The following is a 14,688-nucleotide window of genomic DNA, read 5'->3' on the forward strand; positions in this document are numbered from 1 at the left end:
TCGCGTTCGCGCCGGGCCCGTTGCTCCCCTCCTGTGCGCGCCTGACGTCGAGACCCCACGCCCTCCCCATCCAGAGGAGTTCCCCATGCATCGTGTCCTGAGCCTGCTGCTCGTCCTGGCCTCGCTCTGTCTTGCCCTCCCCGCGCACGCGCGCGACTGGTTCGTCCGAGCTGGCTCCACCGGGGGGGACGGCTCACGCGAGAAGCCCTTCGCCGACCCCTGGATGGCGCTCGAGCGCGTCGAGGCGAACGACAAGGTGCACGTCGCCGCCGGGAAGTATTTCGGCAAGCTCGAGAAGGGGAACTGGGAGCTCCAGTTCCCTGGCGTCGAATTGCTCGGCGGCTACGACGCCGGCTTCCGGGAGCGCAACCCCTGGAAGAACCTGACCGAGCTCACCTGGCGGAAGGGCTCCGCGAACCGGCCGGACATCTCGCTCGCGCGCGTCAGCACCAGCACGCAGCGCGACACCGCCGGCGCCACCATCGACGGCTTCTTCATCGACATGCAGGAGTATTACGAATACGCGAGCGAGGGCGGGAACTTCGACCCGGGGGCGCTGATGCGCAACGGCGCGGTCGACCTCGCGAAGGGCGGAGTCCTCCGCAACTGCCTCATCGTCAACTCCATCAACGCGGTGCGGACGTCGCCGGGCGCGGTGGTCGAGAACAACGTCATCGTGAACTCCATCTACGCGGCCGTGATTTCCAAGGGCGGCGGTGACCACGACCTGCCCGTCACGATTCGCAACAACACGATGGCCTTCATCTGGGCGACGAAGGCCATCACCGAGGGCGGAACGGAGGGCTCCGGCATCGACGTGACGAACAAGGCCCTCGTCGAGAACAACCTCATCGTCCACTCCGACAACCACGGCGTCCAGGCGACGGTGCCCGCGAAGGTGACGCTCCAGGGCAACGCCTTCTGGCGCAACCTCTATTCGAATGTCTCCTTCTACTTCGAGGGCAAGAAGTCCTCGCTCGACGACTCGGACATCGAAGAGGCCGAGGATGCCGGCTTCGCGAAGGCGGGCGGCAACGTCGCGGTCGACCCGAAGCTCCCGTTCGACTCGGCGTGGTACGAGAAGTTCACCCGCCGCTCCCTGCTCGGGAAGAAGTTCGACGCGAAGGCATGGGAGGAGACGCGGACGGGCGCGGGCCTCCCAGCGACGGGCGAACGGATTGAACTCTTCGCGCCGGCCTACCCGCCGCAGGCCGTCTCCGCGCTCGTCACACCGAAGAACCCCTCGCTGAAGCAGGGCGCGCGCGTGAGGGCGCTGCCGGTGAGCTTCTCGGCGGTCACCGCGGCGACGCCGTCGAAGGCCTACACCAAGGTGACCCTCAGCGCCCTCGCCGCGAACCCGAAGGGCTACGACGGCAAGGACATCGAGATGGTCGTCGGCTTCCAGGGCGTTTCCAACCCGGACAACGGGCCCCCGGGGACCTCGCGCGACACGCACAAGGCCGTCCACCTCGTCGATGCGAAGAATGAGACCCGCTCCGTTGGCTTCTTCAAGAAGGGCACCTCGGTGGAGCGCGGCATCGACGCCATTCCCAACTACGGCTCGGGCCCGCCGCGCGACCTCTTCGTCGTGCGCGGCACCGCGCACGGCAAGGAGAATGGCTACCCGAAGCACGCCATCACCATCGACGCGCTCGAGCCGTTCGAGCAGGCAGAGGTCGCGTCCGAGCGTCCGAAGGGGCGCGACTGGTTCGTGCGCGCGGGCGAGAGCGGGGGCGACGGCTCGCGCGAGAAGCCGTTCAGAGACCCGTTCCAGGCCATCGAGCGGGCGGGGAAGGGCGACCGCATCCTCGTGGCCGAGGGCGAGTACGGCGGCAAGCTGAAGAGCGGGAAGTGGATTGTGGACGGGAAGCAGTACCTCGCGCTGCTCGGCGGCTGGGACCGCGACTTCAGCAAGCGCGACCCCTGGAACACGCCGAGCCTCCTCGCCTGGCCGTCGGACTCCAAGACGTCGCCGCAGGGCTACCTCTTCGAGGGGAACGGCGACCACACCGGGCTCATCATCGACGGCTTCGTCTTCGACCGGCGCACGCTGAACCGCTACGACGCGGACGGCTTCATCGACCTGAACACCTCACCGGACAACGAGCACCTCTGGATATCGTCCCCGGAGACGGTGGTCCGCAACTGCACGTTCATCAACGGCGCGGGCGCGGCGGTCCGGATGAGCAACCTGGTCACCTTCGAGAACAACATCGTGGCCAACATGTTCAGCGAGGCCATCCGTGTCACCGGCGGCTTCGGCACTCGGCCGGCCCAGGTGCGCAACAACACCATCCTCTTCGTCTGGAACCGGAACCGTCCGCATGACGGCTCCAGCTCCACGGGCAGCGGCGTCTCCCTGAGCGGAAACGCCCCCGCGGTGCTGGAGGGCAATGTGTTCCAGTACGTGGACAACTTCGCGGTCAGGTCGACCTCCAACCTGAGCGAGGTCGTACTCACGAACAACGCGTTCTTCCGCAACTGGGCGACGTTCCGCTCCACGCTGGGCACGCCGCCGCCGACGGTGGACGAGAAGTCGATGCACCTGCTGGCCGACCTGCCCTTCAAGAAGGCCGAGGGGAACGTCGTCATGGACGGAGGGTTCGACGTCGAGCCCGCCGTCTACGCGAGCTGGTTCGCGCGCACCTCGCAGGAGACGAGCCGCTTCACCGCCGAGGAGTGGAGCCAGATTGCGCCGAAGGCGGGCGGCGAGCCGGCGAAGCCGGGCATGGGCAGGGCGCTCGATTGGAAGGCGGCCGCGAAGCTGTTCCCGAAGAACGCCCAGGTGAAGGGCGCGCGTCCGCGGAAACTGGAGAAGGGGGAATGAAGATGAAGAACAGACTGACCTTGGGGCTGCTCGCGCTCCTCTTCGCCGCGCCCGCGAGCGCGGACGAGATTGACGACCGGGTGCGCGCGATTGACGACAACCTCTCTCGCATCAAGGACAAGCTCGACGGCATCGTCTCGGACTCGAGCTCCAGCGACATCGACTCCGCGCTCGACTACCTGAACACCGTCAAGAGCGAGGTGGACCGGCTCAAGTCGCTGGACCCGCAGAGCGACCCGGGCAAGGCGATGGCCTACTACTACCCGGACTACATCTCGAAGTTCCGGGAGTCGGCGCAGTACCTGAAGCGGATGAAGGACGCCCAGGTGAAGGCCGACGAGTCGCGCCTGCACGAGCGCTGCTACGAGGCCGACCGGAACCTGAAGTCCTTCATGCAGAACTTCATCGAGAAGAAGGACCCCAACGGCGTCTCGAAGATTTCGGACGAGGCCGAGAAGGTCGGACGCCAGTACTCCGACGAGTACAAGCGCCTGCAGGAGGTCCACAGCGACATGGACCGCGCACGCGGGTACGCGAGGTACTTCTCGGAGTCCCATGGCCGCTGGTCGGACGTGAAGGGCGAGCTCCACGACGGGGTGAGCGACATCTGGGACCGCTGGACGCGGCGGATGGAGGAGACGAAGTCGAAGTGTCAGGAGCTCGCGAAGGGCCGCGACTCCGACGCCGTGAAGGACGCGCTCGCGAAGCTCGGCGACAACAACCGGGTGCGCAAGGAGCTGACGGAGAAGCTCAACCAGCTCCTGGACCAGACGGGCTCCTACCTCTCGGGCGCCGGCGCACGCACGGGCACCTCGGAGATTGACTATGCGCTCGGCTACAGCAACGACATTGCGTCGCAGCTCGAGCAGCTCCGGAACGCGCGCGGCGAGGATGACGTCGCGAAGCGGATGACCGACGTCTGGCCGGACAAGAACAAGGAGTTCCGCCGCTCGCTCGAGCTCGTGAAGCAGGTGAAGCCGCAGCAGTTCTCGTTCGACGCGCTCTCCACGACGTGCAAGGCGAACGAAGACCAGCTCATGGGCACGGCGAAGAACTACCTCGGCAACCTCGACGAGGCCGACACGGGCGTCAAGGTCCTCACCGAGCAGGCCGAGAAGCTCGCCACCGAGACGCGCCAGCAGCTCGACGCCGCAGAGAAGCGGCTCGGCGAGCAGGACCGGCTCCTCGAGGAGGCGAAGCGCTTCTCGTTCGACGAGGGCCGCTGGCGGACGGTCCGCGACCGCCTCCACGAGACGGCCACCGCCATGCAGCGGCACATGAAGGGCAAGCTCGACGAGGGGAAGGCCGCGTGCGGCAAGCTCACCCAGGGCGTCAACCACCCCGACGTCGCGAGCGCGCTCAAGACGATGAAGGACCGCGACCTGCTCGTGAAGGCGACCCTCGAGCGCGTCGCCCAGGACTACGAGGCGTGGAAGAAGGAGCGCCGGGGGCTGAAGCCCGGCGGAAGGTTCCGTCAGGAGAGCGCCGACAAGCTCCTCCAGGCGTTCTGCGACCAGGACGAGTTCCAGATTGCCGACCGCGTGCAGCGCGTCGCCGACGAGGTGGCGAGCGTGATGGGGAACCTCCAGCGTCAGTACATCGACCGCATCAATCAGTTGCTCGCCGAGCTGAAGAAGGTCGAGTCGACGAAGAACCCGACGCTCAAGGCCGAGCTGAACCGCCAGTCGCGCAACATGACCGCAGCCAGGAAGCGTCTCGAGGAGGCGGGGAACCTCGGCATCCTTCGTGGCAGGAACAACCCGAAGATCAACATGTACCTGGAGAACGGGAACAAGAAGCACCTCGCGCTCCAGACCGGCTGCACGGCGATGGAGTACGAGATTCCGGGAGGCCGCATCGACTGCGTGAATGTCTCGGACGGCTCCTGCGAGGTCATCGAAATCAAGCCGAACAGCCCCACCGGGCGCTCCGCGGGCGAGGAGCAGATCTCCAAGCGGAAGACCGTCCTCGAGGAGCTGCACCGGAACAACCAGCTCAAGGCGCTGCTGCAACGCTGCGTGAAGGACGGCAGCCTGAACATCCGGTACCAGGTGAAGTACTACGAGTACTGCCCGGTGGGCATCGACAACATCGACGTCCTCACCGAGGACGCGGACGAGTAGTCCGCGGCCGCTCCATCCTGTCGGACCGTCCGGGGCCTGTCAGCCGAGGCCCCGGGCGGGCTTGTGGAGAAGGTGGTTCAGGCCGTGTTCGGGAAGTGCGGGTTCTGGATGATGCCGAACAGGTTGCCGAAGGGGTCCTTCACGATGGCCACGCGGATGCCACTGCCCACGTCCCGGACGGGGCTGAAGGGCGCCGCGCCCAGCTCCAGAAGGCGGTCCCAGGTCCGGGCCGCATCCTCCACACCCCAGTAGGTCGTCACGCCCGCCGCGCCCGCGGGAACTTCCGAGGTGTCGGGGTCCAGCCCCAGCTCGAAGCCGCCGACGTTGAAGCCGACGTAGTAGGGCTCGTCGAAGTACGGACGCGTCTCCAGCACGGCGCTGTACCAGTCCCTGGCCTTCTGGAGGTCCGTGACGGGGTAGATGGCGGTGCGCAGGCCAAGAAGGGGCTTGGGGCTCATTGCGTGCAACCTCCGGGACAGTCCGCGCGGGCGGTGCCGGCACTGTGCCACAGGCTTCCCGTCACGGTGCGGAACGGATTCACGTGAGTGTGCTCTCAATGGCGCTACGTCGTCGCGACCAGCAACTCCTCCGAGTTGTTGGGCGGGCGAAGACCGTCGGCTCGACCCGCGAAGTAGCGCTCGGCGAGAGCCGCCGCCGACACGTGCTTCACGTCTCGGAAGCCGGCTTCGCGAGCCAGCGCGAGCATCTCCTCCGGCGTGAAGAAGCTGATGAACGGCGTGCCGTTCGCTCGCGCGCCCCGCGCCGCTGCCTCGATTCCGGGTCGCACGTCCGGGTCCGCGAGCTCGAGCGGCAGCATGAACGACATGACGAGTGAGGAGCCCGGTGCGAGTGCCGCGATCTGGCGCAGCGTGGCGGCAATGGCGTCCTTCGTGAGGTACATGCTGACGCCCGTGGAGGCAACGAGCGTCGGCTGCTTCGCGTCGAAGCCCGCCGCTTCCAGCCGCTCCAACCACGCATCACCGTGCTCGAAGTCGACCGGCACGAGCCGAAGGAACGACGGGACACCGAAACCCAGGTCGACGAGACGCTGGTGCTTCCACTTCTGGGGAACCGGCTGGTCGACCTCGAACACACGGAGGCGGGAGGCGAGCTCCGGCCGACGCTGAGCGAAGGTGTCGAGGCCCGCTCCGAGGATGACGTACTGCACGACCCCGCGAGCGGCTTGCTCCTCGAGGAGATCTTCAACGAAGCGCGCGCGCGCCAGGATGGAGGCGCGGAAGGGCCGCGTGAAAGGGCTCATGTCCGGTCGCTTCTGCCAATCGGCGTCCGGCGCCACGAGGGCGAGGCCGATCGTGTCTTCGAACACGTGCGGCGCGGGGTCGGTCAGCACGTGGAGCGCGCGCCACAGCGCGACGCGGACAGCGGTGTTCTCGGGGACGAGGGGCGACGCGTCAGCCATGATGATGCTCCTTCGAGAGCGGCCCCATGTTACGGCGGGAACGGCTTGCCCGTCAGCTCTTGCCGTAGCGTCGAATCGCCTCGTCGAAGTCAATGCGGCGCGCACGGAGCAGGCCGTCTTTCAGACGCTCCGCGCCGTCGATGTCGACATGGTCCATCTTCCAGTCGAAGCCGCGGTCTGGCACGAGGCCGACGACGATGAGGTCGAACGTGTACGCAGGCCCCCGCGTCGCCACCAGCCAGTGCACGTTGTCCCGCTGGTCCGAGATGCTGGAGAGGTCCCCCGGCTTCGAGACCCGGTCGATGCCAGGCCGGAGCACCAGGTGTTCGGACTGGTCCTCCACCCGCTCGAAGTGCCGCAAGTGGAACTCGCCCGCGAGCACCAGGTGCATCGAAGCCATGTTCTGGTGTCCGTGCGGCACGATGGCCCGTCCCTGCTGCATCCCGAAAATCTTCGTACCGAACCGCCGAGGCATTCCCTCTACCGGTGGGAAGGGCGCGCTCACCGCGTCCGCTCGATCATCCGGCAGCGAGATTCCCGGCCTCAGCGTGTCGAAGTCGATGGCCCGAAGCAGGTCGGGGAGCGGGACACGCGCGAAGAGCTCCTCCACCTGTCGCTGCCACTCCCGTGGCTCCAACTTCCGGCCCCGGACGTCCGCACACAGCTGGTACGTCCGGGCGGCCCAGGTCTGGACCTCCTTCCGCACCGGCCCGGCCAGGGCCTCCTGCGCCAGGAGGGTACGCACCAGGGCATGGCTGCCCAGCGCCCAGAGCAGGACCTCACGACGTGTGGAACCGTGGAACATGGCTCTCCTCGCAGGCGTGGCGTACCGGGGGCACAAGTGTGCCGGGCGGCGCACCTGTCGCAAGTCCCGCGCCAGCCTCTGGATGAAGTTCCGCGGCGCCTGGAGCCCCTCACGTGTCGCTCTCTGGCGACACTCCGAGGGCTGTCAGCCGCAAGAGTGAGGCGGCGGGGCCACGGCTCTCTCCTTCTCCAGAATGTCTTCAGGCCTGGTCTTCCTCATGACGCCCCCGCCGCGTGCCGCCGGCCTATTCGCAGCCCCTGGCGTCGCGGTCGGGCACCCAGTTGCAGTCGAAGGTGTGCACCTCACCGGCGGCGCGGCCGCGCCCGGGGCCCGAGCCGAGCATCGTGTTCCAGAAGCGCGAGAGCACCGCGTTGAGGGAGTTGGCCTCGCCGCTCGGGGGCGTGGTGCTGTAGAGCAGCGCCGCGTGCACGTTCGGCTCAATCGAGCCGTTGGCGCGCTGCACGACGGGGTCGCTCGGCGCATAGAGCCACTTCATGCGCGACGACGTGTTCCTGCCGGTGATGCTCATCGCCCGGTTCATGGTCTCTACCCACCTGTCGCGGACGGCGAGCTCGGCCGGGGTGTTGGTCGCCGACAGGTACGGCAGGCCGGAGTTGGACATGTAGAGCTGGTCCTGCCGGTTCTGCCAGACGAGGGTGGGCAGGTCGAAGCCTCCCTCGGACTCCGGCGCGGTGATGATGTCGTAGAGCACGGGGCCGCTGATGCACTCGTGCGGCGGGTGCACGGGGTCTCCGGGAGTCCGCGCCGCCACGCAGGACGGCGTGAGCGAGGACCGCCACGTTGTCGTCAGCTGGCCGAAGGCTTCCAGACCCGAGCCGATGCCCAGCACGGGGTAGTCGGGCTCGTCCCAGTCGAGCGGGATGTAGCCGGCGCCGGGGAAGACGAGCAGCCGCCCCTGCTTCGCCGCCTTGGGGAGGCGCCGCACGACACGGTGGGTGTTGTTGAAGGCGCCGAAGCCGCCCGCCGAGCCTCCACGCCAGAGCACGCGCAGCGGCTTGCTGTCGTCGAGGCCGTAGCGTTCCACCAGCACCGCGAGCATCGCCTCCACGTTGAGAGCGCCCATGTACCGCCAGTCCCGCTTCGTGCCCTTGTAGGTGATGTCGGGCGCGTCGAGGGCGGTGCCCGTCCACAGGTCGCTCGAGCAGTAGTGTCCGAGCACGTCGATGGCGCCGCTGAAGTCGTCGGGCTTCGCGGGGGCGCTCTCGCGCAGGGCGCGGTCGGCGGGCAGATTCACCGACGAGACGAGGTCGATGTCCCGGTTGCCGCAGCCTCCGTAGGGGCTGGTGCTGTCGAACGCGCAGAAGCCGCCGCCCTCCAGACGGAGGACCCACTGCGTGAGGGGGCTGCCGTCGGGCGGCGCGGGGGGAAAGGTGACCTCGAAGACGAACTCGTCGCCCAGGTTGCAGCGCGCTTCCGTCCAGCGGGTGTCGCGGAGCGCGGGGCGCACGGTCTCCGTCAGCCGCCGGGTGGGATTGCCGGCGCGAGTGCATGAGGAGACGTCGTAGCCATTGCCCGAGGCCCGGCAGGTGGCGGAGCCGCCGGCCCACACGGCCGCGAGGCCGGCGCAAGCGACGGAGGTGCCCGGGGTGCACACCGCCGCCTTCGCTTCGGGGAGGGCGACTCCGGCGTTCGATGTGCCCGTGGCGCCGCGTGGCGTGGGCGTGTCGGCCGTGGCGTCGGTGGAGTTCTTCAGGGGCGGTTCTCCCGCGCCGCAGGCGATGCAGGCGAGGAGGGCAGGGAGCAGGAACGGGAAGGAGCGCATGCCCCGTCAACCCTCGCCTCGCCGTGAAGTTGCGGTGCGTTCGGCCCGATGGGCTGCTCAACCGATGCGCTTTCGCGGACGGCCGTGCAGCCCTGACTCAGTCCGCAGGGCTCGATGTGGAAGGGCGAGCGGGTGGGAAGGCGGCCAGGTAGCACGCATCCTTGTACACGTAGCCGATCTCGTCACAGTCCTTCGGGGGCAGAGCCACCTTCACCCAGCAGCCGCCATTGATGACAACCAGTCCCTTGCGAGGGCAGCGGCCATTGGCATCTGGCCGCATTTGTCGCGGGAAGGGCTTGGGTGGAAGGTCCAGGGCGATGGTCGACCACACGGACGGCGCCGCTTTGGGGGGCAATGGTGCTGTCAGGGCGGAGTCCCCAACGGCCACGGTGCCGGCGTCCTTCGTATCCAGTTGTGCTGAGACGGGCGCTTCCGCAGGCGCGTCCCCGGGTCGCGCGCTCAGCATCCATGCGATTCCCAGCAGCAGTGGCGCGCCCACCCCGGCCGCGATGCTCCAGTGTCTCGTATGCCCACCCCGCCCCCGGACCGGAACGCGCCGCGAGGATGCACTCACGTCCACGGGCAGGGCTTGCTCCAGGTCGAAGAGGGGCACATCCGCCTCCGGCCCTGCCTCGCGCGCGGCTTTGTCCAGCGCCCCGGCCAGCTCGCGTGCGCTGCCACGCACCTCCGGATGCACGGACATCATTCGAGAAATGAGGGCACTGAGCTGCACGCAGCAGCGGCTGTTGAGGACTTGCGGAGCGCGGGGGCCCGGACCCTCCAGGCTCCAGACGCGAGCCCCCTCGGCATCCAGCCCCAGCGAGGGAGGGTACTCGCCGGTGACCAGCCGCCAGGCGGTGACGCCCAGTGCGAAGACGTCATCCGCCGGCCCGGGCGCGTAGGGCACGGTGGGGGCGGGGGAGGGGTGCATCACGGTGCGCCACGCCTCAGGCGAGCGGTAGGCCGGCGTTCCGGGAGGGAAGGGGGGCCAGGTCAACGTGGTGGCGCCCGCGTAGTGGCCGGAGCCGAAGTCGGTGAGGAAGACCTGGCCATCGGCCTTCCTCACGAGGATGTTGTCGCCCTTCACGTCTCTGTGCACGCCGCCCACTGCCAGCGTGGCCTCCAGCGCGCGTGCGAGGCTGGCGAGGCGCGAGAGCACCTGGCGGGAGGAGGGCCGGTGCTCCCTCGCCCAGTCATAGAGAGACGTGCCTTCCACCCACTCCATGGCGAGGTATGGGTAGGCAGTGCCCGCCGGGTCCCGCCATTCCCCGTGCCCCACGAGGCGAGGGACGTTCGGATGGCGGATGCGGGAGAGCAGCTCCACCTCTCGCGCGAAGCGTCCATCCCGAGGCTGCAGGGCCATCTTGAGGGCCACGGGCCCCCTGGCGCCCTTCGTCCCGATGGCACGATAGACGGCGCCGTAGGCACCGCGTCCACGTTGTTCCAGCATGCGCCACGGCCCCACGGGTGTTCCCAGGGGAAGCCGTGCCGGATTCAGATAGCCAGGCGCCATGAGTGTCTCGCGAGGAGGGACGCGGTCAATCCGCTCGCCGCAAGCGTACCCCGGCATTGGTATGTGTCAGGGAGACTCTCTCGGGTACACGAAGTAGCAACGTGGCAAGGTTCGGTGAGGGCGCCAAATAAAGCGCACTGATGGATGTGCCATGGGGGGCGCGAGAGATGGAAGGAGCGTGCTTAGCTGACCTCATGGCCACGTCCCGCCATCCCGAGCCTCCCGTCTTGAGCCGGCCCGAGCTGCTGCCCCTGAAGCAGCTGGACTGGAGCGTCTTCGAAGCCTTCTGCTGCGAGCTGCTCAACCTCTGCCAGCCAGCGTTCACCTTCTCGAACTATGGGAAGCGTGGTGACGCGCAGCAAGGCATCGACCTGCTCGGGGCGGGTGAGGACGGCACCTGCTGGGTCGCCCAGTGCAAGCAGGTCGATGACTTCACGGCAAAGCATGCCAAGAAGGCCTTGGAGGCCATGACCTTCAAGGCGGACCGGTACCTGCTCCTCATTAGCGATGAGGCCCGGGCCAACGTCCGGAAGGTATTCCTCGCGGCGCCCTCCTGGGAACTCTGGGACGTGAGGGACATCTCCCGCCGGGTCCGCGACCTTCCCCCTCACAAGAGCAAGCGGCTCGTCGAGCAGTATTTCGGCCCCAGATGGTGCGAGGACTTCCTACGGCTGCCGGGCCCGACAGTCCTGCTTACCCCGGAGGAGTACTTCGCCCGGCAGCTCGACTCGGAGCGGCTGTTCCACCATGCATGGAAGCGGGTGGGCCGGGAGAACCTCCTGGACAGGCTTGACAGCCTCCTGGGCCCGACTCATGACGCCGGGCTGCTGTGGGGTCGGGGCGGCATCGGCAAGACGAAGTTGCTCTACGAGTGGAGCCTGCGGGCCGCTGAGCGCCATGCCGAGGTGCCGCTGTTCTTCATCGACCCACAGCGCCCGCTGGAGAGTGAAGCCCTCCGGGAGCTGCTCCCCAGTTCCTGTGTGCTCGTGCTGGATGACGCCCACCCGGGAGGGCCGCTCGACTCGCTGCTGGCCATGCTCCGGAAACACCCTGGCGCTCGGGTCCTTCTCAGTTGCCGGCCCGAGTCGCGCCACGCGCTGCGCTCGTGGCTGTCCAGGGCCGACTTCGATGGATGGAAGACGCTGGAGCTGGAGGTGCCTCCGCTCTCCAGCGCCGAGTGTCTCGCACTCGCCCGGCAGGGCGTTGGGGAGCAGCGGAGTCATCTGGCCGAGAAGCTTGCCGCCATCAGCGTGGACAGCCCCCTGGCCACGGTCCTGGGCGCAAGGCTGGTGTCGAAGCACGAAGCCGACCCTCGGCTGCTGTCGAATCACGAGGAGTTCAAGCACCGTTTCGTCGAGTGCTTCAAGGAGATCATCCACGGCACGGTGAGCCCGGGAGTCGACCCCGGCCTGTGCTCACGGCTCCTCCAGCTGCTGTCGGCGCTCGCGTCTTTCGACATTGAGGATGTCTTCGTTCCCGTGAAGGCCCGCGACTTCCTGGGGACCGATGAGGCCTCACTCCACCAGGCCCTTGCCGCCCTGACCGAGGCGGGTGCGCTGCTGCGCACCGGGACACGTCTGCGAATCACCCCCGACCTGCTGGCCGAGCACATCCTAGAACAGGCCTGTGTCCACAAAGGTGCATCGACGGGTTATGCCGAGGAGGTCTTCGAGCGGTTCCAGGGAATCTCGGCGGGGCCGCTCATGCGCAACCTTTCGGCGCTGGGCTGGCGGCTGCGGCAGGGTGGGAAGGAGCCTCCCGGCTTCCTGGACAGCATCTGGGCGAAGTTACGGACCGTCCTGCGGACGGGCACCAACTGTGACCAGTTGTTCGTCCTGCGCATCGTCATTTCTGCGGCCGACCTCGACCCGCAGCGGGCTCTTGACTGCGTGGAGACGGTGCTTCACCGGCTTCATGCCGACGGGGCGGAACCCTTGCGGAAGGAGGTCTCCGAGGTGCTGAGGCTGGCCTTCAGCACGCTTTGGGGCATCCAGGAGTCCTCCGAGTCCCTGGCGCAGCACTGCCTCGACCGCCTCTGGGAAGAGGGCCAGGACGACCCGAGGCCCTTGGATGGGAACGCACAGCTCGACCATGGCTTGGGCATGCTCTGCTGTATGGCCCGGTTCCAGCCCGAGACACCGGTGGTCCGGTACATGCGCATTCTGGAGGCCATTGAGCGCTGGTTGGAGGCGCCAGATGCCCTGGACCACGTCCACTCGCCCCTGCCCATCCTCGGGGCGCTGCTCGGCAAGAGCGCCAACATCTACAGCAAGAGCGAAGAGGGCTTCGAGTTCCGTTCCTTCATCGTGGACGCGGAGCAGATGCGCCCCATCCGCAGGCGAACGCTGGACTTGATTCAGCGCTGTGCCCGCTCTGGCCGGTGCCAGATCGTCCGAGACGCTTCTTGGTACCTGGGACGGGCGCTGCGCAATCCGAAGCCATTCGCCGAGACGGAGCTGGTGGCGCTAGACCCCTGGGTTCCCGAGCAGCTCGAAATCCTCCAGCGGATGGAGCAGCTCGCGACGGAGCTCCCGGAACCCTTCTTCCGCTACCTCCTCATCCAGGCGCTGTATCCAGCCACGTATGAAAGAATGGACCCGCAGGTCTTCGAGCGGGCACTCGCGTTCATCTCCTCTGTCCCGGCCGACTTCGAGCTCCGGCTGGTTCACGCACTGTGCCTCGACTTGCTGGGCGATCCGCTCATCGGGAGGTGCCCCCCGGAGGAGCTCTCCGCTCGCTGGCCTGCTCGAGTGGACATCCTGCCCGCCGTGGCACGGGAGCTTCGGGACAGATTCCCGGACCCCTCGACCGGAGCGAGGTTCCTTCATGAGCGCAGCGAATTCTTGAACCAGCTCAGCCAGCGCGAGAGCGACGCCAACGCGCTATTGGACGCACTCGCGGAACAGGTGCCCTCCTATGCCCGGGAGTTCTGCGAGAACGCCATCGAGCAGCGGAGCCCCTACCTGTACCTTGCGCTCCCGGGCGCGCTCCATGTCCTCTGGAAGCAGGAGCCCATCTGGTTCCGGGCGCTCGCGCGGAGGCTGATGACCTCGGGACAGCGAAGCCAGCGTGAGCTGGTGGCTCGGGCCTATGCGTCCGCTGGCATGGCGCACCAGCATAGGGCCGGCGAGGTGCTGCGCCTCGATGACGAGGAACTCGGCCTGCTGGCGCTACTGCTGGAGGACAAGGACCCGGAGGTTCGTAACTACTCGGTCTTCTGGCTTGAGGTGCTTGAGCCCTCGCGGGACGCATGGCTCCACGACGTCCTGGCTCGATTCGATATCAATGGAAACCCCTCGCTTCCAGGCAACCTGTGCGTGGGCCTCAAGGCCCTGCACGCACGAGGAGGGCTCTCCGGGGAGCGGCTCGCGCCATTCCTGCGCAAACTCTTTCCCCTGCGGCTGTGCTCCGAGTTCGTCATCAAGAAGTTCCTGGTCACGGCCGCCCATCACGCTCCGCAGCAGGTCCTGGAGTTCATCCTCTCGCGCATCGAGCGGGTGGGGCCGGATGCGCCGGAGGGCTTCGAGCCGTTCTCCCTGGAGCGCGAGCCCGGGCTCTTTCCCCTGCTGGGAGGAGGGCCGCATGGCGCGAGCTTCCTGCGCGAGGTGCTCGCCCGGCTCGCCCGGGCTCCGGACGCCCAGCGCAGGTGGTTGGCGATGCTGTTCAATGCGATGTCCGCCGACTGTACCTCATCGGTGGGGCTCGCCCTGCTTGAAGAGCAGGCCCGCACGAGTGATGAGGACTCGCTGGAAGCTGTCGGCTGGGTGCTGAGTCACGCCTCCGCTGACTGGGTCCTGGACCAGTCCGAGCTCATGCGCCGAATCCTGGAGCGGGCCCATGCACTGGGGGCGGCCTGCCAGCAGCACGTGGAGCAGTGGCTGCTGGCGAGGGCGGTGAGCGGCAAGAAAGCAGGAGAGGTTCAGTCCACCGTGCCTCATGACGAGAAGCGCCTGGAGCGCGCACACGAGTGTAGGCGCCGGCTGCGCCTGCGCTCACCTGCGCACCCCTTCTATGCCCAGCTTATCGAGCAACTCGAAGTCGTGCGCAGGCACTTCCTCCGCAAGCCCTGACCTCCGCGGGGGAACTGGGGGCTTGTGGGCAACTGCTGGCTGGCGCTCACTCCCGCGAGCAGCGGTGGCTCCTGCGCCGGGGCCCGCTCCGCAGGCCGATTGAGTTGCTCCAGATGCTCCAGAATGGCGCGCACCCCACCGAAAGCC

At 67.7% G+C, this 14,688-nt stretch carries 8 protein-coding genes; 3 read left to right on the forward strand and 5 right to left on the reverse strand.

Going from position 1 to position 14,688, the window contains the following annotated elements:
* Positions 1–85: 85 nt before the first annotated feature.
* Together OV427_RS30155 and OV427_RS30160 are read left to right on the forward strand one after the other, a co-directional pair.
* Complete coding sequence (locus OV427_RS30155; protein WP_267859648.1) at positions 86–2,827, forward strand: right-handed parallel beta-helix repeat-containing protein; 2,742 nt, start codon at positions 86–88, stop codon at positions 2,825–2,827.
* 2 nt (positions 2,828–2,829) lie between these two features.
* Positions 2,830–4,950: a hypothetical protein gene (locus OV427_RS30160; RefSeq protein ID WP_267859649.1), complete on the forward strand. Its 2,121-nt coding sequence runs from the start codon at positions 2,830–2,832 to the stop codon at positions 4,948–4,950.
* A 77-nt stretch (positions 4,951–5,027) separates the two neighbouring features.
* Here the strand turns inward: OV427_RS30160 and OV427_RS30165 are convergent, their stop codons facing one another.
* The 5 genes from OV427_RS30165 to OV427_RS30185 all read right to left on the reverse strand — a co-directional run bounded on the left by OV427_RS30165 (position 5,028) and on the right by OV427_RS30185 (position 10,408).
* The gene (locus OV427_RS30165; RefSeq protein ID WP_267859650.1) at positions 5,028–5,408 is read right to left on the reverse strand and encodes a VOC family protein; all 381 of its coding nucleotides are present in this window, start codon (positions 5,406–5,408) and stop codon (positions 5,028–5,030) included.
* Between the two features lie 104 nt (positions 5,409–5,512).
* The gene (locus tag OV427_RS30170; RefSeq protein ID WP_267859651.1) at positions 5,513–6,370 is read right to left on the reverse strand and encodes a class I SAM-dependent methyltransferase; all 858 of its coding nucleotides are present in this window, start codon (positions 6,368–6,370) and stop codon (positions 5,513–5,515) included.
* A 52-nt stretch (positions 6,371–6,422) separates the two neighbouring features.
* Positions 6,423–7,175, reverse strand: a complete 753-nt coding sequence (locus tag OV427_RS30175; protein WP_267859652.1) for a hypothetical protein — start codon at positions 7,173–7,175, stop codon at positions 6,423–6,425.
* A 244-nt stretch (positions 7,176–7,419) separates the two neighbouring features.
* Positions 7,420–8,958 (reverse strand): pectin acetylesterase-family hydrolase, encoded by a 1,539-nt coding sequence (locus OV427_RS30180; protein WP_267859653.1) that lies wholly within the window; start codon positions 8,956–8,958, stop codon positions 7,420–7,422.
* Between the two features lie 97 nt (positions 8,959–9,055).
* Complete coding sequence (locus tag OV427_RS30185; protein WP_324290006.1) at positions 9,056–10,408, reverse strand: serine/threonine-protein kinase; 1,353 nt, start codon at positions 10,406–10,408, stop codon at positions 9,056–9,058.
* Between the two features lie 257 nt (positions 10,409–10,665).
* Between OV427_RS30185 and OV427_RS30190 the strand changes: the two genes are divergently transcribed.
* Complete coding sequence (locus tag OV427_RS30190; RefSeq protein WP_267859654.1) at positions 10,666–14,541, forward strand: hypothetical protein; 3,876 nt, start codon at positions 10,666–10,668, stop codon at positions 14,539–14,541.
* The last annotated feature ends 147 nt before the right edge of the window (positions 14,542–14,688 follow it).

The organism is Pyxidicoccus sp. MSG2 (assembly GCF_026626705.1).
Lineage (GTDB): Bacteria > Myxococcota > Myxococcia > Myxococcales > Myxococcaceae > Myxococcus.

What these genes read in the sequence shown, in the direction of transcription:
- OV427_RS30155 (WP_267859648.1), top strand. Translation starts at nt 86, where the DNA reads ATGCATCGTGTCCTGAGCCTGCTGCTCGTCCTGGCCTCGCTCTGTCTT.
- OV427_RS30160 (WP_267859649.1), top strand. Translation starts at nt 2,830, where the DNA reads ATGAAGAACAGACTGACCTTGGGGCTGCTCGCGCTCCTCTTCGCCGCG.
- OV427_RS30165 (WP_267859650.1), bottom strand. Translation starts at nt 5,408, where the DNA reads ATGAGCCCCAAGCCCCTTCTTGGCCTGCGCACCGCCATCTACCCCGTC.
- OV427_RS30170 (WP_267859651.1), bottom strand. Translation starts at nt 6,370, where the DNA reads ATGGCTGACGCGTCGCCCCTCGTCCCCGAGAACACCGCTGTCCGCGTC.
- OV427_RS30175 (WP_267859652.1), bottom strand. Translation starts at nt 7,175, where the DNA reads ATGTTCCACGGTTCCACACGTCGTGAGGTCCTGCTCTGGGCGCTGGGC.
- OV427_RS30180 (WP_267859653.1), bottom strand. Translation starts at nt 8,958, where the DNA reads ATGCGCTCCTTCCCGTTCCTGCTCCCTGCCCTCCTCGCCTGCATCGCC.
- OV427_RS30185 (WP_324290006.1), bottom strand. Translation starts at nt 10,408, where the DNA reads ATGCTGGAACAACGTGGACGCGGTGCCTACGGCGCCGTCTATCGTGCC.
- OV427_RS30190 (WP_267859654.1), top strand. Translation starts at nt 10,666, where the DNA reads ATGGCCACGTCCCGCCATCCCGAGCCTCCCGTCTTGAGCCGGCCCGAG.